Raw genomic sequence first — 22,580 nt, 5'->3', positions numbered from 1 at the left:
AAATTATTTCCTTATCAGATAATATTGCTTTTACCATAATAGCTTTCCCCCCGGTTGGATTTCTAGAATCTATACGAAAAAAATGGGACAGTGTACCTGTCCCCATCACTCATTCCTTCTCTTTATTGTATTTCAGTCAATCCCTCAGCAGCACCCTGCAAATCATTCCTCGCACCTACTACTTCATCCAAACTACTTTGTGGATTTTGCAACACTTCTTTTGCTCTTTGAAGGGATTTGTGGAACGGTTTCCAACTATCTTTCGTATAGTTCTTTTCTCCTAAATCCTTATTAGCATTATATAATTCTTCTAGTTTTGTTTTGTTTACTTCCACTTTATTACGACCATTAATCACATCTATTCCGTCTAGAACATACGTCCCGCCCTTTACGACCACTTTTGCGGTGTGTTTCTTATCCTTCAGGCCACGTAGGTAATAAGAAGTTTGTCGATCACCTATTGAATGGATTCTTACATTTTCCTCTATTAATTGATCGTCCACATACACGTCAATTAATGCATCCGGTGTGGAACCAAAAAGGTTAAAGCCTGATCCTTCAAAATGGAAGACCATACTGCTGCTTGGAACAAAGGTAGGCGTATGGTAGATATTCACTCCTCTATAGTCCATAAAGGTTTCTTTTTGTTCGTTATCTTTTAGGGAAACCTTCAGGGTATGTGGTTTTTCTTCCAAGCCTCGTACCGAATAACGAATACCTGTGCCGGTGTCAACAGCGAAGTTCCCCACGTCTTTTCCGTCTAGTTCAAAGTTATAGAGAGATTTCTCGCCTGTTCCGGCTAGGTAATCAATTCCGCTGCCCGTAAAGTTAATCACGATATACGGATCATCCGCGAAGCTTGCCCATGCATTCGAGGAATTAGAGCCCCACGATGCATTTTTTCTAAAGGCATACACGGTATTCTCTTCTGTTCCGATGAGAGATTCATCAGATATTTTAACGATGTCACTTGGTCCTAACTTCTTGACTGCTAAAACAGGATCACTCGTCTCAATTTCAGCCTTGGTGAGACTGATATACTTCTCTTTTGATACGACTTTAAGCGTATGTGGTTTATCTTCAAGGTCTGCCTGTGACCACACCATTTGCGTAATGCTGCTATTATTGGTGTAGTTTGCCTCACCGACTAATTGTCCGTCTAAATACACATCAGCCTTGCCGTTTGATGGATTTGTTTCTCCAAATAGTCTAATCTCTGTACCTTTAAACGGAATTTCAAAGGATGCTCCTACTCCACCCCAAGCATTCGAACTGTTGGAGGACCAGCCGCTTGAGTAAAAGACTTTATTCAGTGTTCCTTGTACGGTGGTTGAATCTCTGTGACCAACCGTTACCCCGTTCCAAACGGGAGCATCTGATTTTGCGGTCATTTGAGTTCGGTTAAAATGAGCGTAGCCTGCTTGCGTATAGTCCCACTTTCCTACAAACCCAATCGGATTCAAGGAATCTAGCGATTGTAATGCCTCTTCCTCGGAAGAATATTTCTTACCTTGGGCACTATCAATTTTCAACGATTCATAGGTGTACCCTTTGATTGGATCAACACGGAAGTTATCATATAGAGTTTCATAATAACCAGATCCGATCACCACTCTTCCGGACATGACGGTTGATTGTTCATCCGTATACGAAGATATTTCTTCTCCGTCCACATATAGTGTGAATAGGTTTTCCTTGGCTTCGAAGGCTAGATTATGCCAGACTTTGTTGTCAAACCCTTCGAGTGTACCACTTTTCACTACTTTTCCAAGCTTCAGAATTTCGTAATTTCCGTTTGAAAAGACACGAGCATTGTACGGTGCGTATGAATCATTTCCGCCTGCCTTCATTTGACGAACTCCAATAAGGGCATAATTGCTTCTACCTTCAACCTCTGGCGTATGAGTGTCTAGTAAAAAGTCGAACGATGCTTTGTAATTCACCCAGCGGTGATCACCTATAGTTGTGTTTGGATTGCTGTTAGAAGCAGATCCATCTATTCCTCCTCCCCATACGGCCCAATCTGCGCCGATGATGTCATGTGAAATTTTCTGTTGTAGCATATTTCCATGAGCCTTCCCATCTGGAATCTCTAGATTCGTACGTTCAGCACTTCCACTAGCTACTGGTTTGGTGGCTTCTTTCACTACTTCAAAGGCTGCCAGCTGATCGGTTGTATATCGTGGGGTTCCGCCTCGACGGTCCACATAATCTCTACCTTTATCGTCCTTTGGATAATTTTTGTATTCAAAATCATCCTTATAAGGCAATGGAAGGATCGTATCCTTTGATACATCGACTGGTTCTGACACATATTCAAAGCCTTCTACTTCAGATTCCTTATCTAATGTAGAAATCGTTACAATGGAGTAAGGCTGCACTTCCACTTCATATACTCCATTTTCCGGTTGAATCACCTTTACTTTCTTAAACCAGTTTGCATCAATTGCTTCTCCCTGATCTGGTCCGCGTGTTTCCCACACATAGACCGGTGCATTTTCTTTCCCGTCTAAATTTTTCGCTTCGATCTTATATTTTCGAGTATCTTTTGTGTTGTTAGCAAAAACGGTTGAGTAATCATCTGTTTCAGGATCTTTTAATGTTAAATAGTTATGAGTACTCGTATCCACATCTACCCCACCATCAAAAAAGGCTCCATCACTATAAGTTGCACCCTTCACATACTGCCAACGCTCGTTCTCAGGTGTGGTATGGTCATCATATCCAACAAAATTCATCACATGGCGAACTCCTTGTACTCCTCCATCTACTTCATAAAAACCAGACCACGGGTCATACGCACTGATCAAATGCTTTGGATTATAAGCGGACCCTTCGTAAAAGGCGGCCACGGAAGGTTGAAAGTCGAAAGAAACGGCGTTAAGTGGGTTGCTTCCTGCTCCAGTCCAAGAGTAAACCGAAATAATACGGGATGTCACATCAATGATACCTGCCTTGCCTCCAAGTCCTTTATACTGCGGCTCCATATTGTCGCGGTATCGCGCATTGATCATCGGGGCAATCCCCTCAGACACCCAACTTTCTTTCGGCTTCTTCCCCTCGGCAATTAATTTATTCTGTAATTGAGTCATTTCATTTGAACCTGTTAGACCGTAATGGGAGCTGATGACATCAATTTCACCAATTAAATCGGGATGATTGAGAAGTGTCCGGCTAATGGTGGATGTATCTCGGTATCCATCTGCCGCTACTAGCTTGATATCTTTATAGTCTGTTTCATAATTTGGTTCTTGTTTGATTTTGGTCGTGAAGTATTTCAGCCATTCAAGCTCCATTCTTCCATTGTTATTTATGGCACGCTCATTTTGGGAAATCCCCACATAATCTAGTTTAACTCCATACTCCTTATACACAGCATCGATCGTTTGTTTATACCACTGATAGCGATTCTCGTATTCTCCATTTGCCACTCCATTCCATGTCCAGCGTGGTTCTCCCCATCGTAAAATTTCAACGGTAATATCAGGATTGATTGATTTAGCATCGGCTGCAAATTGGAAGCCAGCCCCTCTAAGGACATTGGCTGGTTCATCTGCATAACGCATGGTGGCTGGTTCTGTACCAGAAGAGGAATTCACATCTGCACCCAACTCCACTTTGACATGCGCGAGTCCAGCACCCGTATCCTTATTAAAAAGCTTATGCATCATTTCCCAGTATTCCTCTGGATGCTCTTCTTTGTAATCCATCATGAGCCGTGAAGTATTGTTAGCTGTTACCGTTCCAAAGCCTTTGAAGCGGTTATATTTATCAACATTGTTTCCGTCAATCGTAATCGTTTTTGTAGGAACTTCCGCTTTTGTTTTCGGTGTATCTACAAAAGCAACCGAGCCAAATAGCATGGACGTCACACAGATACTTCCGATGATTTTCTTAAACTTTTTCCTTTTTCTTGTCATGTTTCGCATCTTTCCTTCCCTTTGTTTCTTGTATTCTAAGTACCTTCAACTCCCCTCCTCTTATCCAAGTATTATGTTAGCTAGTGAGGGTTCCCTCATTAGTTCTAACTGATAATTGATTGAAGCAAATCACCTTGTTAGCGCTTTCATTATTTCATAGTTGGTTTGGATTTCTATACTAATTTCTTGACTACCTTACCGCTTTTTTTGACCTTTTTAATGAGTTTCGAATAATAGAAACACAGAAACCTGTCCTCTAAAAGAACAGGTTTCAAGACCTTTATTATCAAATTACATTTCAAACTAACATATCGTAGTCTGCCCCTCTTTTATTTCTCCATTTTGGTCATCAATATAATCTATCCCATTCTCACAGTTTTCTTTTTTATCCCACACAATCATATACTCATTTTTTTTGTGAGTTACAGAAATTATGTCCACTTTTCCATTGTTACTAGTATGATGTTCGATCACTATGGATTTCGCTCGTTCTTCTGTAATTTTAGGTTTTGTATTTTCACACCCGTTCGTGATCAGCAATGATAAAACCAATATTACAACACAACTGACTTTTTTCATTTTGCTCCCTCCTACCCATATCAACGTTACTTCCTGATTTATAGTTAGCCAGGCCGTCATTCATTGCCATCAAACTGTTCAATTTTTAACCCTCTTGTCTGTGGAGGATAAGACTCTCTAATGTAATCGTACCAAACTAAAATATGTTGTTCTTCTACCAGATTATCTAACATCTTCTCATCGCCTACACTGACCCTTATTGTGTTTGATATATTCTTTGAATCACCCATTAATTCAAGAAAAACACTAGTTGAGTTTATCTCCAAAATTTTACCCTGTATGATTTTCTTGTCAGATAACTCAATGTCAATTTCAGTATCTTCTCGTTCATGATCAATTTGATAACTATTTAAATAACCAAGTATAAAAACAATCAGGCCTAAAATAAGGATAAAAAGCATTGCTACCCTTAACATAAGATCACCTCAACTGATTAGTCGGAGGTTATATCTGCTACGTTACATACTTTCCTTAACTTAGTCCTACTAGGAACAAAAACCAATAAACGGCTATCAATAGTGACAGCCGTTTTAATAAAGAAATTACTTTATAAAAAATTTAGTCATAATTTAAAACTAAGTTTTTCCTACGATACACACTTAATACGATCCCAATTAAAAGAGAATTTAGGACGGTTGGTGTTAAACCGTAGCTAATAAAGGGTAATGACATCGATATAATTGGTAGTAATCCAAGGATCGTTCCTACATTATATGCAAATTGAACGGACAGTAATGAACATACTCCTAGGATAAGTTGTTTACCGAATTGATCTTTTATTTGTGCAAAAAGGATGAGTAATTTAAATAAAAGTAAAGAGAGTAATACGAACACGAAGCCAGCTAACATCACCCATAAAAATAGGTAATATTAGCAAAAGCCATGTCAGGTGTTAATATGCCAACATAACTAGGTGGATCTTGATTACCGACCCATCCACCATCAGATAGCAAATTTTTTAACACAATGTACGTATAACCAGCATTTTGTGCATATTCATCGGGATTTAAAAAAGCAAGTAACCTAACCTTTTGGTATTCTTTTGCGGTAAACCATAAAAAACTGACAAGGATAAGGATAAGAGTAAAAGATACCCCAATGGTTCCATAAATGACCTTCTTACTAATGGAACTAAAGAGAAATAAGCCGAACACAAGAACAGAGTAAATGATTACACTAGGAAAGCTAGGTAGTCCCATATATAAGAACACAGACAACAAGTAAACTGCTAGGACTACAATCAGTTTCGGCTTTTTCTTAGACAAATAGAAAGCCCAAAACACTAGAAGTAGAGGGAAAAGTGAACTCCCAGTAATGGTAATTCCAAATAAATGAATATACCCAACTCCATTAATCTCAACATTTGGTAATAAATTTAGGGTCAGTAATAATCCTATCCCTGCTATGAGGAAAAACCAACCCATTTTCTTAATCTTTCTATAATCAATCAGCATAACAATAATTGAAACAAAAATACCTAATATGATGTAAATCTTTTGATTGAGCATTAAATTTCCTGCGTATCGTTCCTGGGCATAGTCATTTAGAGTCGGAAGAATCCCCATAATTATAATAAATAAAAAGAGGCTAAATAGCTTCCAGTCAAACATTGGACGATAAAGCTTATTAAAGTGTATACCAAGTTCATTAGGGCTTCCCATTTGCTTAATAGCTTTTTCTTCAGCTTCTTTTTCATTCGTCCCCTTCGACACTAAGTCTACCTTGGACATTCTAATATGATAACTTAACTCTTTGTAAACAACCTCTTTGGCTTCTTTTGACTTAATATGCTGCAGCACTTCAGATAAGAAATGTTCTTTTATATTTCCCATATGTGTTACCTCTCCAATATTTCTTTTAGAAAGTAAGCTTTGCTATTCCCTTCGTTTTGAAGGTTTTGTAACAATCTTAACCCTCTGTTACTAAGCTGATAGTACTTAACATCAGGTTCTTCCCAGTAAGTCTGAAGGTAACCGTTATGTTCGAATTTATGTAAGGACATATAGAGGAAACCCTCTTCGTTTTCAAACTTTTCGATTCCTCTTGCACGCAGCAATCTACTCAATTCAAAACCCGTACGCTTTTCTTTAAGTAACTGAAAAATAGCTAATAATACATCCTCTTCTGAAGTTACAGAAAGCTGATTCATTTGTCGTCTAATGCTACTTTTATGTTTCTCGGTAAAATTCAGGTCCTGTAAAACCGCTCTTTTCATAGCATTTTTCAAGTTTTTTAACCGTTCTTCCATGTTTATCCCTCCAAGCTCTCTTTTAGGATTTCTTTTGCTCGTTTTAGCCTGGTCTTAATCGTATTCTGATTCACACTTGTCAGGGAGGAAATTTCTCTAATTGATAGTTCCTCGAAGTAGTATAAATAAATCACTTCCCGGTATGTATCAGGCAAACTCAATACGATTGCCACTAATTCTTCGTCTTCATATCTCTGTATCACTTGGTTTACCACTTCTGTTTCCTGGCTTTGTGTATCCCTTATTTTTTCCTCCGATACGATGATATGTTTATAATGCCAGTTCCTTAGATAGTCCTTACAATGATTGATGGCAATTCTCCAAATCCATGATTTTAATGAAGACTTTTTTTGAAATTGCTCTAATCTTTGAAAGCATTTAACAAATATCTCTTGTGTAAGGTCTTCTGCAATCTCCCTCTTACCTACGTATGAATAGGTAAGGTGTAATAACGATTGGCCATATTCATCCATTAATTGATCTATTAGTTCTCTCTGTCATGTACGATAAGGTCTTCAATGATACTTTCTTCCACTGTAATCTGCTCCCTTCCACCCATTAGACGTTTCTAAACAAAAGAAAGTTTTTGCTCTTTATTAAAAATTGTTTTCACCAACAAAAAAAGAGCTAGGATCGTACCCAAGCTCTCTAATGTTTAAATTGATAACTATGTATATCTATCTTTATTTTTGTTTCTTTTTAACACTAGCAAGTTTGAATATTAAGAAACCAATACCCACCAAGATGATTAATGATGTCAACGGAACAATAATATTTGTAGTCATCAGCTTCCTCCTTAGAAGAACATTAATTCCCATACTACTGACCTTCTTTATTAGGATTCTTCAATACCTCTAAAAAGCTTCTTGAAATTTTCATTGAATCTAGAACGTTCGTAATAATAGGTGCCTGAATCACCGGAATTAAAACTGGCATCTCTTATTGCGCTAGCTATATTGTTTGCTGAAAATAATATACAAACACTAAGAATGACAATTGCACCTGGTAGTGTTGACGTTCAACTTTCACAGGCGTAGTCACCAATAACAGGATATTTTTTTATCTATGGAATACAAACTTACCTATTTTCTTAGAGATTATTTTATAAATAATGCGCCCTATAAACACACCCAAAACACTGTATACTACTTCTTTCATGTTCGTGCTTAATTTGAGTTTGTCATATTTTAAGCCTATAAAATTAACCACTTGAGTGCCTACTGATACCATTAGCCCAATTAGCAATATATTTTTCAGCCGACTAATTTTTCCCCATATAATTGGTGCAAGGAATCCCAAGGGGAGTAGCAAAACCATTTTTCCAATGGCACTATCAGAGAGTGGTCCCAAGAGAAATGGATCCCTCTCATAATACGTATAGCTGATTTGACCAATTTTCAAAAAAAAAGACTTTAAAGACGGCAGATTGATGGAACGATGGATATTTTCAGTACTTATTGTTACAGAAAACATAACCACACAGACATACAAAGGAAATAACAGCCTGACTAATAACTTTTTTTGTTCTTGCAGATAGAGTAACTTCAATGAATGATTCTCAACTAAATACAAATTGAAACCTCCATCCTCATCTGTTTCACTATTTATTACCATTCAACCTTTGATTAAATTTTATAATATTCACTATTCTATCCGTTTTCTTCTGGATAAGTAGTACAAAAAACGCAAGGTACATCGCTACCATCGAAATGATGATTGAGTATCTAAAAATGGTAAAGAAAAAGTCTGAATAAGCGATTGCTTGAACCACTGAAACTCCATCAACATCTACCGTTTCCATATCCTTTTTAAATCCAACGGTCATTAAAAGAAACGAAATGACTAATGAGTATACTCCGGTTTTAACTATTTTCTTCTCCACTCTAAACCCTCCAACCAAAGTAATTTTTGAGATTACTAGTTTGAACTCTTTTTAGACATAAACAAGATAATGACGATGGTTACTAATCCACCAACCAGCGTAATCCACGGAAAATAATCATTCATAATTTGAACGGCACGGTCGCCAAAATACATAATGATCACTCCTTCTAATAGAAACCTAGCGCCTCTTCCAAGAAGTGACCAAATAATAACATCTTTTAGCTTCACCTGACTGATACCTGCTAATATAGTAAAGACCTTAAAGGGAATCGGAGTAAATCCTGTAAAAAACAGAGTCTGACCACCGTATTTATTAAAATATCGATCTGCTTTACTAATAATATCTTCAGATACAATCAGTCTTAAAACTTTTCTACCGAATTTCTTCCCAATCCACCAACCGAATATAGCCCCAGCGACAGATGATACCGTAGTAACCCCTGCATATAGAATAGCTCGGTCAGGGTTCGATATTCCCATCGGAATTAACAATACATCCGGAGGAATTGGAAAAAACGAGGCCTCGGCAAATGACATAATGATTAGACCAATTAGTCCATATTGATCAAGGATCTCAACGATTTTATTAAAAAATTCCACTCAACGACTCCCATCTAACGATTTCATTTAATTAGTTATTTTTTTCTTCTTTATGTTCGGCACCTAAAGTTGTAATTTCCTCTTTTATGCTGCCGGTTAATCCTTGAGACGCTCTCTTAAACTCTTTAATCGATTTCCCTGCCGCTCGACCGATTTCAGGGAGCTTTTCTGGGCCAAACACGATAAGAGCAACAACAAGTATTAATATAACCCCTGGGGCACCAATATTAGATAACATTTCTTTCATCTCCAGTTATAGTAATTTGAATCACCAATTAAGTTTCTAAGAATGACTTTAATGCTTCCTTATTTATATCTAGATCTGCTTTAAGAACCGCACCAACATCAACCGTGTCATTCTCAAAGGAATATTGAATAGGGATTCTAATACTCTCGACCCCTTGCGACTTGTTCGTAATTAGCCCCTTACTTATTGATAGGATAGATTGGGTGTCTAAGTTTGTATCAACATACGGTGCTGTACGGCCGATAATTTTCGGAAGATTGTACAGGTTTTCAATACTTACTGCTTGTTCTTTCAATTTCGATATTACTTCTTGTTGTCTTTCCACTCGACCAAAATCACGTAATCGATCATGACGAAAGCGAACATATCCGAGTAAATCGTTCCCATGTAGCACTTGAGTACCTGGCTCAAGGACCGTATCAATTCCATAAGACATTTCATAAGGGATTTCAACCTCCACACCATCCGGTGCAACAACATCGACTATTTTGGTAAACCCCTCGAAATCGACGATCGCATAATAATTAATATCTACATCAAAGTTTTCCTTGATAGTTTGCCTAACCAACTCGGGGCCGCCAAATGCAAAAGCTGCGTTTATCTTTTGGTACCCATGACCCGGAATATCCACATATGTATCTCTCATGATAGAGGCCAACTTTATTTTATTGGAGATAAGGTTATAATGAGCAATCATTAACGTGTCTGAACGTGAATGTTCTTCCCCTCTGGAATCATTACCGATTAACAACATATTAATCTCTCCAAATTGTGGCTCCAAAGCATGAAATTCATAATTATTATTTTCTTGATGTAATTCGTTACTTGATTCCATTACTCCACTCTTAAATTGGTAAATAGAAAATCCTACAGTTATCACTGCTACTAAAAACAGAGATAACAGAGAATTCCTCAACCATTTCCTTTTCTTCCTTACTCTTCTAATCATAGTAACACCTCTTGAATTCCTTTATCCTACTGTCTTAGGTAACAATGACCTAGAAACAATCTTTAATGAAATTGCATCATCTAAATATCCTATCGCAAATAAGTAATCAGGCAAGACATCAACTGGAATAATAAAATACATTAACACACCACCGATAATTGCCAGTTCAGCTGCTGTACCTTTACCCGTAAGGAACCTTTTGAACATTCCACTTAACTCATTGATAAATGGTCCCACACTACCGATCCTATCAATCTTATTCTTAAAGTTTTTGATTATCTTATTTTTACCTTCCGGTGTTTGAGAATAATGATTCAATTCTTCCAGCTGCTTTTCAACCTGCTCAACACTAAATTGTTTGTTCTCATGTTCAGATATGGAAAGCATGTACTGAATGCTATCGATAGATAATTGAAGCTCTGATATCTGATTCCCTTTTTCGAGTCCAAGCGGGTATCCTGCAGCCGAGTACAATTCATGTAAAGGAATGGTAAGACATTCTGAAAGGATTTGTAGATGATTGGGTGTAGCCTTCCTTTTGCCATTTTTAATTCTTGAAAGTGTTCCTTTATCAATATTCGTCAGCTCACTAAGTCGTCTTAGTGATATTGATTGTTTCCTCAGTGATTTTTCTATAAGCAAACCAAGTTCTGTCTCTATGACCATTACCTCCTAACTTACAACATCTAAAACAAGTTAAATTTGTCTAATTGACTATAACTGAATCGTTGACATAATGTCAACGGATTTACACAGAACGACAACGACTCGACACATCCTAGATAACTATTACATAGGACGACACTAGTACTTATTTTTATAATTCTTTATTTTGCCTGAAACATGTACTTTTGGTATGGCTTACGTATGGATAATATGATTCCCAAGAAAATCATATTGGAGAGCAAAGAACTTCCTCCATACGATAATAAAGGGAGAGAAATTCCCTTTACTGGCATGAGACCTACTGTCATTCCGATATTTTGGAAAATTTGGAGGCCATACATCATTAATAACCCAAAGCATACATATTGACCAAATGGAGACTCTGCCTTATCTCCGATAACAGCCATACGATATAACAAGAGGAAAAATAAACTAATGACAAGCGAAGCAACCATAAAACCTCCCTCTTCCGCAATGGTGGCAAAGATAAAATCCGTATGCTTCTCAGGGATATAGACCGTTCCATTTCCAATCCCATTTCCCTTTAACTCTCCGCTACCAACAGCTAACATCGCTTTTTTCGTTTGATAGGCATGATCGGCATATTCATTTGGTGAAAGCCAGCCCAGTATTCTCTCCTGCTGATGGGGTTTCAATATAGGTATCAGCTGATCATAGAAGACATGAGGATGCAGAAAATAGACATATATGAAAATGGCAATGGCCACCGTAGGAACGGCAGCAGCTGCCGCAAGGATTTTCTTATGTAAGCCGGATAAAAAAAGAACGGTTGTGCTTCCTGCTAAATAAAGTACCACCATGCCAGTATCAGGCTGTTGGTAAACAAATAACGAAGGGATGATTGTAACCAAAAGGACCTTACCAATTAGAAGAAAATCTGTCCAGATGGTCCATGTAGATAGAATAAATTATGTCTATGGGCTAGCTGGGAGACCAACAAAAGCAAAGCAATTCTAAAAAACTCGGATGGCTGTATAGAACCAATGAAGGGAAAGCTATACCACCTTTTTGCCCCCAAAATGGACGGAGCCATACTAGACGGCATAAGAGGCAATAAAACAATAGTCGTAAGACCTATAAGATATAAAGGCCAAGCGATTCTTTCAAATTGATCTGAATCTAAATAGGCAACCACTAGTAAAATGATAAATCCCAGTAAATAGCTGACTCCCTGTTTAAGAGCAAAATTCTGCTCCCCATACTGACCAATTCCCTGGCTACTGTAAATAAAAAGGAGACTCAGGATACTGAATGTGCCAATAATAAACAATACCGACTTATCTAATCTCTTTAAATATGTCATTTCCATCATTCGTTCTCCTTTTTTATGTTCCCTATGAGAACTGTAATCACTCTTCCACCCACTTAGAGGGGAGAAACTCTATCAATATTACATTTATCGTTGACAATTTGTCAACGATAGAGGCGATATCTAGATACTAGTGGAAATGAGTGAACTAAGTTGGCATTTAGGACACATGATTCCCAAAAACTAGTAGGATAGGTGAACTAAATGAGCATTTAGGACATGTGATTTCCAATAATCAGTAGAATGCGTAAACTAAAAAAACATGATATCCATCAAGCTTAATTAATACGTTCCTAGTCTATCTTAAAAGCAAACCTCCTGAAACCAACCTTTCCTCTTCGATTCAAAACAAAAAAGGCATTAACCAATAATGATTAATGCCTCCTGCGACTATTCTATTTTTCTTTCTCTGCTTTTCCATTTACTTCTGCATTGCTGGCTTGCTTCTTGCCGTATAAATACTTACTCGGGTTTACGGGCACCCATTTTTCATTAGGTGTGTAGAAGCGCAGAAGATCGCCATTTAATAGTTTGTCAGAATAGCTTAGCTCTTGTAATACCGTATCCTTCATCTTCAGCATTTCTTCCGAGGGTTCATAAATGACTTCCTTCGTTGTATTATCGTAGTAATCACCTTTAATGTAACTATACTCCCTTGTTACAAAATCCCCATTTCGGAATGGAACAAAGTCTCTATGATGGTCTGAGAACATATCTGTCCCGAATAAAAGATAATCTTTTGCATCAATACCTAACACATGAAGAAGAGTTGGTACCACATCAATCATTCCGGCATATTCGTGGTTTGTACCTTGACCTTCAACGCCTGGTATATGAATCATAAATGGCACTCGTTGAAGTTCTGAGTTTTTCAACACGGTGATCTCTTCACCTAGTATTTCTTGCATGGCTCGATTATGATTCTTAGAGATTCCATAGTGGTCACCGTAAATCATAATAATAGAGTTATCATATAGTCCTGCTTCTTTTAAATCCACAAAGAACTTTGCTAACGCTTCGTCTAGATAGCGAGCCGTCTGAAAATACCCATCCACTGTGCTATCACCTGTTTGTGAAGGTACGAGCGTTGCTTCTCCTTCACCAAGAACGAATGGATGATGATTCGTTAACGTAATCATATGTGCATAAAATGGTTGTTTTAATTCTTTTAATAGAGGGATTGATTCCTCGAAGAAAGGCTTGTCCTTTAACCCATAATTGATCACATTATCCTCGTTCATATTGTAGTAAAGGTCGTAATAAAATTGATCAATTCCTAGTCTTTTATAGATTTTATCCCGATTCCAGAAGGATTTGCCATCTCCGTGAAATACTGCACTTGTGTATCCCTGTTGTTGCCCGATAATAGCCGGTAATGCCTGAAATGTATTATTCGCCTTCGTGACAAAAGCGGAACCTTGTGAAAGTCCATAGAGGGAGGTATCCATAATTAGTTCTGCATCGGCTGTTTTTCCTTGTTCTGTCTGGTGAAAGAAATTATCAAAGTAAGTAAAATCTTGAGTCTCATCATGGACGAGTGAATTTAGAAACGGGGTTACTTCTTGTCCGTTTAACTCAAAGTCTATGAGGAATGACTGAAATGATTCTAGATGGATTTTGATAATATTCTTTCCCTGTCCCACACCAAAAATCTCGGGGTTCGACTCTGCATATTTCGCTTTTGCATAATTTTCAACTTCTACAATAGCGCTGCTGTCAGCCATGACTCGCTGCGAAGAGTTTTGAAGACTCACAACCGCATCATAGACAATAAAATTATAGGTTCCTAGATATTTCACCAAATAATTTCGGTCAAAGGTACGCTTCAGTAGTTGTGGCCGGTCCTTTTCAGCTAAATGGAGATTAAGACTGAAAGCTAATATACCTGTTACCAAGACGGCTATTGGTATACGTAACTTAAGTCGATCTGTTGTCCACTTCCCTTTTACCTTACTATAAAGGAATAGAAGAAAAAGGATGTCGATGATATACAAAAGATCGTAGGGTTCCATTAAGTCTAGAATACTACCCCCTAGACTGGTTCCAAAGTTACTTGTCTGCGTAAGAGTAGCTAAAGTCATAAAGTCACTATTAAAACGGTAATATACGACATTTGCATACTGGATGAGAAATAACAACGTGCTTAAATAAATAATAGCTCGTCCTGATCTTCTCCCTTTTGTAAATAACCCCAGCCCTAGAATGAGAATTCCTGAACTAAGAGGATTAAAGAACAGAAGGAACTCCTGTACGGTCCCTTTCACACCCAACGAAAACTCTAGTTTATAAAAACTATACGTTTTGATCCAAAAAAGAACGACAGCTATCACGAAGAAGCTCATTCTTGAATAGATAATCTTCTTCATTTTTCCACCTCAACAATAGTAAATTACATTTGCCACCTGTAAGAGGTCATTCTATGATAATTTTCTTTAAAGGTCAATTGATAATATCACTCGACCTCAACTAACATTCCCTGTTTCATTGAATTCAATATCCCTGTAGCTAGGTACATAAAGCCTTATTTATGAGGTCGAAACTGAATCCTAAACACTCCAGGAACAACTTAATTGAAAAAGCAATGCCTGATTAAGCATTGCCCATTAAGTAAAGTGTAATTTTGTGCCAGGATTCTGGGTTTTCTACTCCACTATAGCAAACCCAATCCTCTAGCTTTCTGATCTGATAGGGGAGTAGGCTTAAAGCCTCCCATTTCTATAACAACCTCTTTACCCTTTAGGGTAACTATATAATAATCTTCTAATCTCGTAGCTACTATCTTATCAACTTGTTCATTTTTATAAAATCCCTCAATATCCCTACGCACTTTATCTGGAACAACTCTAAAATCCCTTGTATCATGTATTACAGGCTCTTTTAATAAGGTTGCTTCTTCCTTACTGCCGGGAAGATCCATTTCGTTTTGCTTGTTTTTCTGAAGGTTATAGATGCCTTGTAATAGTTTAATCAACTCTGAAAAACCTAGAAACACGATCCCTGAAACTACTCCGCTCAGTAAAACTGTCCAACTGAGAACTCCTTGAAAGTTTCCCAGAGGATAGTATTCTACACTTGTACCATAATATAACCCAGAAATGACTCCACCAATAATAGATAAAATTCCAATGATAAATAAGGCCTGTGCTATATTATTACTTTTATCATTCATAAAGAGCACCTCCGTTATATTAAATTATTCTTGTACTGCTACCATTCCCTCCCGGTATAGCAAATGCGTTTTATTCATTTACCTTTTTCACTAAATTATCTACTGTATTTTCACCTAGCTTTATTAGACAAGAAACGAAGGAAACTACTAAACCGACAAATGAAACCACAAGTCCAAATATTGAGGCACCTGTTAGAATAAGTGCTATCCCGAATAGGGATATAGAAATGCTAAAAGTGATAATCTAAATGAGTAAACCTCCATAGTACATCTATTTCAGAAAATAAGATTGCTCTTCTTCAATAATCGTTAACTATATTTTAACATAAAATCCCATTACCCTTTTCTTTATTATTCGAAATGACTTTTATCCAACCAAATTTTTATGGCTGTTGCTAGAATAAATAAAGCCAGGACTACTTGAAGGATCTTTGTATTTACCTTTAAAAAAAGAGAACCCAAACTGGTCCCCTTTGTCTCATCCTGTTTTAATCCAAAATTTCAAACATCATTTTCTTCTTCGTGCTTGATTAACTCATGACCACCTGATTTTGTCTATATTTTTACTCTGAATGAACCATTTTCTGATTGGCAAACGCAAATGAATCCATGTCGATCAACCTGTACCAGTTCGACTCTATATTCCCTTCTCCATCATAATGCCTTTTCGATACAATCGATCAGTCGCTTTTCTATATCTTTTGCCATCTCTTTTAATTCATTATTATCAAGCATATTGATAAGCGCTGAAGGTTTTGGCAATCCTATTTTGGTTGTTCCATTGTCCTTATAAACAACTATTTTACAAGGGAGAAAATATCCAACCAATTTATTTTCTTTAATAACGCGTTCCGCTTCCTCAGGGTTGCACACTTCCAAAACAAAGAATGGTTCGTCTAAACTAAAACCCTTTTCTTCTAGCTTTTCCTTGATATTAAATGTCCAAAGCACTCCAAAAGATTCCTGCTTTAAACTTGTTTCCAAAGACTCTATGCTCTCCTCTATTGTTTTACCAGTCTCTACCGTATAATGGAAATCCAAAATGATCATCCTTTCTTAAACTTGCGGAAGTAGGTAGTGTCATAATGCTAAACTTTTATTGCATTCCCCTTAATGTTCCCCCCAAATAAATCTTTTAACCTTCCACAACAGTTAAGTGAAAAACTTGGGTTTAATTTTTCACAAAAAAAGAAGTCCAATTTACTCCCGAATTGGACTTCAATAATTGATGCTCTTATTAAAACTGATCCGTTGTCAATTATGACAGCTATTTGACTATAAGAGTTAAAAAGGAATGATCATCTTGTCCATTCCCTCACCAACTACGATCTTTCCATCGTATACCTTAACCTCTGGAACAGCTTCCCATTCGTTCCCCACTCCATCAGATCCTACCTCACCAAACACCGCATTCAGCATCCAGTGTGTACCAGGTTGAAAGCTTGATTTGATGGTAGGAATGACGGTTCTTGCTTGCATGACATTTGTATTGGCATGTGCGTAAATGAGCTCTGCCTGACCATGTTCATCCAGGCTTTGAATGCCGCTTGCTCCCCATGGATAAAAACTTGCGCAAAGTTTGGATTGTTTAATGATTTTGGTATCTTGACCGTTCGTTTGGGAATTTTCTAGTCCTAAGGCAAACCCACCATCCGCAACATCGAGCTTCCTTCCCGTAGAAATTTTATGAATACGAATATGCCAAGGGGTACCTGTCACAAGCCAGGTTTGAATATCCACATCTCTCCAAGGCTTCCATCTCGTGTAGATCACATCATCGTCTACACGGTATTCCTCACATGTTCGTTTTCCTCTATACATATGGTCCCCTTCACTCACAGCCAGCATCGAATCAAACGCACCTTGCCCTAATCCCCACTCACCCTTCGACACGCTAAAACCAAAGAAGTTGGAGTAAACGAACTTTTCATACTTGGCATGTGTATGAGGGTGGTCATTTGTATGCTGATACCCTGCGTTAAACACAACCACATGATCCTGTTCCTCTTTCCGATGAATAATAAACCGTGGAGAAGCTTGGGTCACTTTTTCTTTTAAAGCCGGTAATGGCTCTTCCTCTGTTGTCCAAAAAGGATGATCCTTAGGTAGAGCCAACACCAAGTAGGTTTTTAAAGCCCAATACGGAGAACCTGGTGCGTTATAGTTCTCTGCCATTACTAAATTTGGATAACGATAGCCAATAGTAAGTAACCCGTTAGCGTCAAAAATCGGCTGACGGAACCACCATCGAAGATTTCTCATCAAAATTCCCTTCATCACTCCTAGGGAAAAGGATTCAACGTCCGCATATATAAGGGCACTCCAAAAAGCGGACTGAGCAAATCGATACGTTAAGCTTCTTCCATAAGGCAGGGAGGAACCATTGTTAGAGAACCAATAGATAAAATCCTTGGCGAAGGTTTCCGCTCTGCTTCGATAGCATTCTGCACGCTTAGTGTCCTCCTCTCTCATAAGCTTGCTATAAAGTAAACTATAAAAATGAATCGCAAACGGCCCGTAATAGTCACAGTGGGCATCCATTCCGTCTGCGTACCAGCCATCTTCTAAATAAAAATCATCGATTCGATCTAGGTTTTTCTTTAGTTTTTCCCGGTCATACGGAAGCCCCACCTGCTTGAAACCAAGATTCACAAGCACAGGAAAAAACAGCCAGTTACAATCGTACACATCAAATTGGTTAATTTGATTCAGCCATTGAAATAGATTCTCTTTTTCAAGGTCATTTAGGGGATCCCAAATTCTTTCAGGAATTAGAGCAAGGGCATAACCAAAGGCAGCCATTTCTACGGCACGCTGATCAAAGTTTGTAATTTCGCCCCAGTATTCCTCATGAGACGGGTTGGTTCCATTGATGATTCCTTCTAAATGATCATCCCAATGGTTTGAGTCTTCTCCTCCAGCTAATAAGGGAACTAGTCCCCACAGGATTCTTGAAAAACCCTCCATCCCGGAAATGGCACCCGAGTAGCTCGTACCTGTGTTTCCTAAATCAAGTCTTGCTTTTCCTTTACTATAAAAGGGTTTGAAAGGTGAGAGAATTTGCGATAAAGATGTGATGAGATCCTCTCGTGATTTTAGTGAATTTCCTTGGATAGGTAATTCAAGATTTAACAATGGCTCCATGCCTCCTTTTACGGAATTCTACCAAAATAACTCTTTATACCCTTTTAATCTGGCCATGCCTTCTACAAAATAGTAATCTCCGTAAATCAGAGGATTGTCGGTATATTTACCTTCGGGAAAGTGGCTGGTGCCATGGAGGATCAATCCCTCTTCCGTTCCCTTCCAATCTCCGTAGTTCATATATAGAGACTTTAAGATGTTTTCCCCTGCCTTTTGATACAGTGGGGACTCGGTTTCTTCGACCTTTTCAGCTAATAACAGAAGACCAGAGGCAGCAATGGCCGCTGCAGACGAATCTCTTGGTGCCTCTACCCCACTCGGTAGGCGAAAATCCCAGGCTGGAACTAAATCCTCCGGAAGATGTGAAAGGAAGAAGTGCGCGACTCTTTTTGCTGCCTCTAAATAATTCGGTTGATTCGTATGATGGTAGCTTAAGGCCAACCCATAGATCGCCCAAGCAACTCCTCTTGACCATGCAGAGAAAGGTGCATATCCTTGGCCACATATAGCTTCGGCCCTTTCTCCAGTCTCAGGATCAAATCGCACAATATGATGAACCGCACCATCACTTCGGACAAAATGTTCCAACACGGTATCGGCATGCTTTTTGGCCACACTCTTAAATCTCGGGTCCCCTGTTTCTTCAGACGCCCAGTACAAGAGAGGAAGATTCATTAAACAATCAATAATCGCCACCCCACTATTGTCCTCCCCTTCCGTCCAAGGGTTCCATGCTCTTATAAAGTTTCCATTCACATTAAAGCGGCCCATTAAAAGATTAGCGGCTAGTAAAGCTCGTCGCTTAGAATCCTCATTTCCTACTAATTTATAATGAGCCACACTTGTTAAGGTCCACATAAATCCCATATCATGGTCTAATCGATAATAGTTTTGCTGAACATCATCCAGCTTAAGTTCGCATTCTAGTGCCAATTGCTTCATTTCATTGTTCTTTGTATCCCGATACACTTGCCACAGAATTCCTGGCCAAAATCCAGCCGTCCACCAATATGGCTCTGCTAGATCATATTGACCGTCTTTACTGGCATGAGGAAAATTTGCTCCAATTCGCTTGCTTGTTCGGTCCACTTTACGAATGATTTGTTCCCACGCTTCGTTAATCCATTTACCTTGTTCGACCAATTTCTTCACCCTTCCTCACTCAAATTGAAAAATCAACTCTACCTTACAATCCTTGCTGGGGTTTAATACAGTAAAGTCCAGCATCGCGTTTTCTTCTGTTTCACCAAAATGGTTCACAAAATGGAACCTTTTCACCTCTAAGTAAAGCAATCTCCTATCATAGAAAATTCGCAATCTACTTTTCCCTTCTAACATCACTTCATCCTCTTCCTCTGTGATTAATAAAGAAGGAACAATCAGTCGTTCAATAATAGAAATTGGCTGTTCAGTAAATAAAAAATGATCCTCCATGATGAGCTTTGGCAGATTCTTTTTCACCCATACAAATGAACGAGTGAGTGCTTTTAATGGTTCCACATCATACGCTTTACCGAAGTCCAACTTCAAATGATCCTCATCTTCTCCAACATCCACTTGAAGATATCTAGCATAGTGAGTTTCACCCTCCACCTGGTATTGATGATTAATGATAGGAACCGAATGTCCTTGTGACCCATTCCCAACATAGGTATAGCGTTTTTCACTAAAATAATCCTTCGTGTATAAGCCAGACCCTAAATCCTTCAAAAATACCTCTTGGTTTCCCTGCAGGATAAAATGACCTAGATCATTATGATTATGCGGCTCGTTATTATGACCAGCCTTCGTCGCAAAGGAGTAATTACCTGATAGGTCCTGATACCGTGAGATATACCATCCGGATTCCATCGAGAAAAACGTTCCTCTTCCCCAAATGGTTTCTTTTGCATGTTCATCAAACCATAAGATATTTCGAATCCCAGGTGCCCATCTACTACAATGGTCTCCGGTGTACTTGGCACGAAGTTCATTTTTTGGAACGTCAAAATCATCATAGATCTTACTCAAATAATGACTAAGCCCTAGAAATACAGAAGCCGTTGGAACAGCATCGGAGAAATTAACGACAAGATGATTATTTAGAAAACACCTTTGTTGAAACAAGGCGATTTGATGAATCTTCTCGGAAGCAAATAAATCGAGCTTCCCTGCAGTCCGCTTTTTTAACAAATCGGCAAAATACACATAATAACCGAAACCATACTGCCAATATCCATAGCCTTCTAAACAAAAGCCGTCCTGTGTAAATCCACTAACATAGCCTTCCATCGCTGGTAGAACGCGCTTGATTATCCGCGTTAACTCGTCATTATCGTTTATAAGATGCAAGGCCGCTGCACCGATCGATCCAGCACATACGGCCGCCCAATTATGGGTCTCTGTTTCCCATTTAAAGGTTGAGTTCATAAATGATGTGAAGATTCTCTTATAGATTTCTTCATAAATGCGCTTACAAATTAACGGTGACAAAGAATCCTCCGTTAATTTCATGATTTCTGCCAAGGAAAAGGCCGTTTCTGCTGCAAACAAATCAATAGAGTATGTTTTTGTCACAGAGGTATTTAAGGGGAAATCAACAGCAGTTGACGTCTCGCTCGTATTTGATAGATGAGCAGGCAAACACCAGGAATATTCATTACAAATCGACCAAATACTATTTTCCAATTCTTCTCTATACGCTTTATTATCTGGTTCAAGTAACACCATGATGGCGAAAGTCGTCAATCGCCTTCTCTTTTCAAAATACACCTTTTCATATTCTGCTCGAGAGCCGTTTTCTTCAAATAGCTTAAACAAGGAAAAGCTCAATTCTGGCTCTTTTCTCTGAAGAAGACTTTTTGCTTCCACTCTTATTTCATCAAGTAATGGCTGATAGGCGGTGGAGCTCCCTACCTTCTTCCACCAATCACTCTTCTCTTTATGACTTCCAAACAAAAGTGGTGCTTCCATATCTAATAAGCTTTTCATATCTGCTGTAATCAAGGGGTTCCCTCCTAGCCTTTTACTCCACCTAAGGCAATTCCTTCAATAACTTGCTTTTGACCAATGATAAATACGATGACCAGCGGTAGGATCGCTGATACCGCAGCTGCCATGATCAAGGAGTAGAATTCCCCATTGATGGTGGTGAATTTCTGCATCGCTAACTGAATCGTTAATAAACTGTCTGTTCGTAAGAAAATCAGTGGGTTTTGATAATCATTCCAAGTCCAGATAAATCGAAGAATTCCATACGTCGCGATCGCTGGCTTGACGATCGGTAAAGCAATCGACCAGAATATTTTCCAATGACCCGCCCCATCAATTTTAGCTGCTTCAATCAGATCATTATGAATACTCATAAAAAACTGGCGTAACATGAAGGTTCCTAGCACACTGAAGCTTCCAAGGAGAATAAGCCCAAAGTGACTATCAAACAAACCGATTTTCCTAAATAAGATGAATTGTGGAACAAGGATGGCCTGTGGCGGGACCATGTAAGTGGCTAGCACGATGATAAAAAGAAATCTGCCAATTGGAAACTTTACCTTTGAAAATCCGTACGCAGCGAGTGCAGATACAACAACAGAAACCAAAGTTGTTAGAACGGTTACTTTAATGGTGTTCCAGTAATAAACATAAAAAGGATAATCGCCAAACCATACTTCCTTATAATTATTAAAGCCATTCCACCTTTCCGGAATCCACTGGATGGGAAATTTGAATACATCTGCTTCGATTTTAAAGGATGTTGAAAGCATCCAAACAAAAGGCAATAGAAACAACACACTAACTGCTAGCATCAATACCGTGATGATACTTTTTTTCATCCCTAATAACTTCACCATTTCTTACTCCCCCC

20 protein-coding genes and 1 pseudogene are annotated in these 22,580 nt (G+C 38.4%); all 21 read right to left on the bottom strand.

What is annotated here, in order from left to right; all coding sequences use genetic code 11:
* Positions 1-122 precede the first annotated feature (122 nt).
* The 21 genes and pseudogenes from BKO01S_RS06680 to BKO01S_RS06580 all read right to left on the bottom strand — a co-directional run bounded on the left by BKO01S_RS06680 (position 123) and on the right by BKO01S_RS06580 (position 22,566).
* On the bottom strand, positions 123-3,929 hold the full coding sequence (locus BKO01S_RS06680; protein WP_232311183.1) for a glycoside hydrolase family 30 protein: 3,807 nt from the start codon (positions 3,927-3,929) through the stop codon (positions 123-125).
* A 294-nt stretch (positions 3,930-4,223) separates the two neighbouring features.
* A complete protein-coding gene (locus BKO01S_RS06675) occupies positions 4,224-4,499 on the bottom strand; it encodes a hypothetical protein (protein ID WP_066050713.1) in 276 nt (91 codons plus the stop codon).
* Positions 4,500-4,555: 56 nt separating this feature from the next.
* Positions 4,556-4,915, bottom strand: a complete 360-nt coding sequence (locus tag BKO01S_RS06670; protein WP_066050712.1) for a hypothetical protein — start codon at positions 4,913-4,915, stop codon at positions 4,556-4,558.
* A gap of 142 nt (positions 4,916-5,057) precedes the next feature.
* Entirely contained in the window at positions 5,058-5,348 is a 291-nt protein-coding gene (locus BKO01S_RS25165; protein WP_066050711.1) for an FtsW/RodA/SpoVE family cell cycle protein, read from the bottom strand.
* The gene (locus tag BKO01S_RS06660; RefSeq protein WP_066050707.1) at positions 5,348-6,331 is read right to left on the bottom strand and encodes an FtsW/RodA/SpoVE family cell cycle protein; all 984 of its coding nucleotides are present in this window, start codon (positions 6,329-6,331) and stop codon (positions 5,348-5,350) included. Before BKO01S_RS06660 ends, BKO01S_RS25165 begins: the two co-directional genes overlap by 1 nt.
* A 5-nt stretch (positions 6,332-6,336) precedes the next feature.
* Positions 6,337-6,747: a PadR family transcriptional regulator gene (locus BKO01S_RS06655; protein ID WP_066050705.1), complete on the bottom strand. Its 411-nt coding sequence runs from the start codon at positions 6,745-6,747 to the stop codon at positions 6,337-6,339.
* Between the two features lie 2 nt (positions 6,748-6,749).
* Complete coding sequence (locus tag BKO01S_RS06650) at positions 6,750-7,232, bottom strand: sigma-70 family RNA polymerase sigma factor (RefSeq protein WP_369690991.1); 483 nt, start codon at positions 7,230-7,232, stop codon at positions 6,750-6,752.
* A gap of 574 nt (positions 7,233-7,806) precedes the next feature.
* Entirely contained in the window at positions 7,807-8,319 is a 513-nt protein-coding gene (locus BKO01S_RS06645) for a VanZ family protein (protein WP_066050702.1), read from the bottom strand.
* Between the two features lie 28 nt (positions 8,320-8,347).
* Entirely contained in the window at positions 8,348-8,629 is a 282-nt protein-coding gene (locus tag BKO01S_RS06640) for a hypothetical protein (protein WP_066050699.1), read from the bottom strand.
* A gap of 35 nt (positions 8,630-8,664) precedes the next feature.
* Positions 8,665-9,231 (bottom strand): YqaA family protein, encoded by a 567-nt coding sequence (locus tag BKO01S_RS06635; protein WP_066050698.1) that lies wholly within the window; start codon positions 9,229-9,231, stop codon positions 8,665-8,667.
* 31 nt (positions 9,232-9,262) lie between these two features.
* On the bottom strand, positions 9,263-9,469 hold the full coding sequence (locus BKO01S_RS06630; RefSeq protein ID WP_066050695.1) for a twin-arginine translocase TatA/TatE family subunit: 207 nt from the start codon (positions 9,467-9,469) through the stop codon (positions 9,263-9,265).
* 37 nt (positions 9,470-9,506) lie between these two features.
* Positions 9,507-10,427: an LCP family protein gene (locus BKO01S_RS06625; RefSeq protein ID WP_066050693.1), complete on the bottom strand. Its 921-nt coding sequence runs from the start codon at positions 10,425-10,427 to the stop codon at positions 9,507-9,509.
* 21 nt (positions 10,428-10,448) lie between these two features.
* Positions 10,449-11,093 (bottom strand): DUF1232 domain-containing protein, encoded by a 645-nt coding sequence (locus BKO01S_RS06620; protein WP_066050691.1) that lies wholly within the window; start codon positions 11,091-11,093, stop codon positions 10,449-10,451.
* 161 nt (positions 11,094-11,254) lie between these two features.
* Positions 11,255-12,423, bottom strand: a pseudogene (locus tag BKO01S_RS06615) (FtsW/RodA/SpoVE family cell cycle protein).
* 395 nt (positions 12,424-12,818) lie between these two features.
* Positions 12,819-14,789, bottom strand: coding sequence for a lipoteichoic acid synthase (ltaS, locus tag BKO01S_RS06610; RefSeq protein WP_066050689.1), 1,971 nt, complete (start codon positions 14,787-14,789; stop codon positions 12,819-12,821).
* A gap of 284 nt (positions 14,790-15,073) precedes the next feature.
* Positions 15,074-15,592, bottom strand: a complete 519-nt coding sequence (locus BKO01S_RS06605; RefSeq protein ID WP_066050686.1) for a hypothetical protein — start codon at positions 15,590-15,592, stop codon at positions 15,074-15,076.
* A 654-nt stretch (positions 15,593-16,246) separates the two neighbouring features.
* Complete coding sequence (locus BKO01S_RS06600) at positions 16,247-16,642, bottom strand: DUF302 domain-containing protein (protein ID WP_066050683.1); 396 nt, start codon at positions 16,640-16,642, stop codon at positions 16,247-16,249.
* A 234-nt stretch (positions 16,643-16,876) separates the two neighbouring features.
* Entirely contained in the window at positions 16,877-18,727 is a 1,851-nt protein-coding gene (locus tag BKO01S_RS06595) for a DUF2264 domain-containing protein (protein WP_232311182.1), read from the bottom strand.
* Positions 18,728-18,754: 27 nt separating this feature from the next.
* Entirely contained in the window at positions 18,755-19,879 is a 1,125-nt protein-coding gene (locus BKO01S_RS06590) for a glycoside hydrolase family 88 protein (RefSeq protein ID WP_066050679.1), read from the bottom strand.
* A gap of 15 nt (positions 19,880-19,894) precedes the next feature.
* On the bottom strand, positions 19,895-21,721 hold the full coding sequence (locus BKO01S_RS06585) for a heparinase II/III family protein (protein ID WP_084361991.1): 1,827 nt from the start codon (positions 21,719-21,721) through the stop codon (positions 19,895-19,897).
* Positions 21,722-21,732: 11 nt separating this feature from the next.
* Entirely contained in the window at positions 21,733-22,566 is an 834-nt protein-coding gene (locus BKO01S_RS06580; RefSeq protein ID WP_066050675.1) for a carbohydrate ABC transporter permease, read from the bottom strand.
* Positions 22,567-22,580 lie beyond the last annotated feature (14 nt).

Origin of the sequence: Robertmurraya korlensis NBRC 107688 (genome assembly GCF_001591645.1) — a bacterium.
Classification (GTDB): domain Bacteria; phylum Bacillota; class Bacilli; order Bacillales; family Cytobacillaceae; genus Robertmurraya_A.
This window is presented reverse-complemented; position numbering and strand designations above follow the sequence as displayed.

What these genes read in the sequence shown, in the direction of transcription:
- BKO01S_RS06670 (WP_066050712.1), bottom strand. Translation starts at nt 4,915, where the DNA reads ATGTTAAGGGTAGCAATGCTTTTTATCCTTATTTTAGGCCTGATTGTT.
- BKO01S_RS06580 (WP_066050675.1), bottom strand. Translation starts at nt 22,566, where the DNA reads ATGGTGAAGTTATTAGGGATGAAAAAAAGTATCATCACGGTATTGATG.
- BKO01S_RS06660 (WP_066050707.1), bottom strand. Translation starts at nt 6,331, where the DNA reads ATGGGAAATATAAAAGAACATTTCTTATCTGAAGTGCTGCAGCATATT.
- BKO01S_RS06600 (WP_066050683.1), bottom strand. Translation starts at nt 16,642, where the DNA reads ATGATCATTTTGGATTTCCATTATACGGTAGAGACTGGTAAAACAATA.
- BKO01S_RS06655 (WP_066050705.1), bottom strand. Translation starts at nt 6,747, where the DNA reads ATGGAAGAACGGTTAAAAAACTTGAAAAATGCTATGAAAAGAGCGGTT.
- BKO01S_RS06620 (WP_066050691.1), bottom strand. Translation starts at nt 11,093, where the DNA reads ATGGTCATAGAGACAGAACTTGGTTTGCTTATAGAAAAATCACTGAGG.
- ltaS (WP_066050689.1), bottom strand. Translation starts at nt 14,789, where the DNA reads ATGAAGAAGATTATCTATTCAAGAATGAGCTTCTTCGTGATAGCTGTC.
- BKO01S_RS06675 (WP_066050713.1), bottom strand. Translation starts at nt 4,499, where the DNA reads ATGAAAAAAGTCAGTTGTGTTGTAATATTGGTTTTATCATTGCTGATC.
- BKO01S_RS06605 (WP_066050686.1), bottom strand. Translation starts at nt 15,592, where the DNA reads ATGAATGATAAAAGTAATAATATAGCACAGGCCTTATTTATCATTGGA.
- BKO01S_RS06630 (WP_066050695.1), bottom strand. Translation starts at nt 9,469, where the DNA reads ATGTTATCTAATATTGGTGCCCCAGGGGTTATATTAATACTTGTTGTT.
- BKO01S_RS25165 (WP_066050711.1), bottom strand. Translation starts at nt 5,348, where the DNA reads ATGTTAGCTGGCTTCGTGTTCGTATTACTCTCTTTACTTTTATTTAAA.
- BKO01S_RS06625 (WP_066050693.1), bottom strand. Translation starts at nt 10,427, where the DNA reads ATGATTAGAAGAGTAAGGAAGAAAAGGAAATGGTTGAGGAATTCTCTG.
- BKO01S_RS06680 (WP_232311183.1), bottom strand. Translation starts at nt 3,929, where the DNA reads ATGCGAAACATGACAAGAAAAAGGAAAAAGTTTAAGAAAATCATCGGA.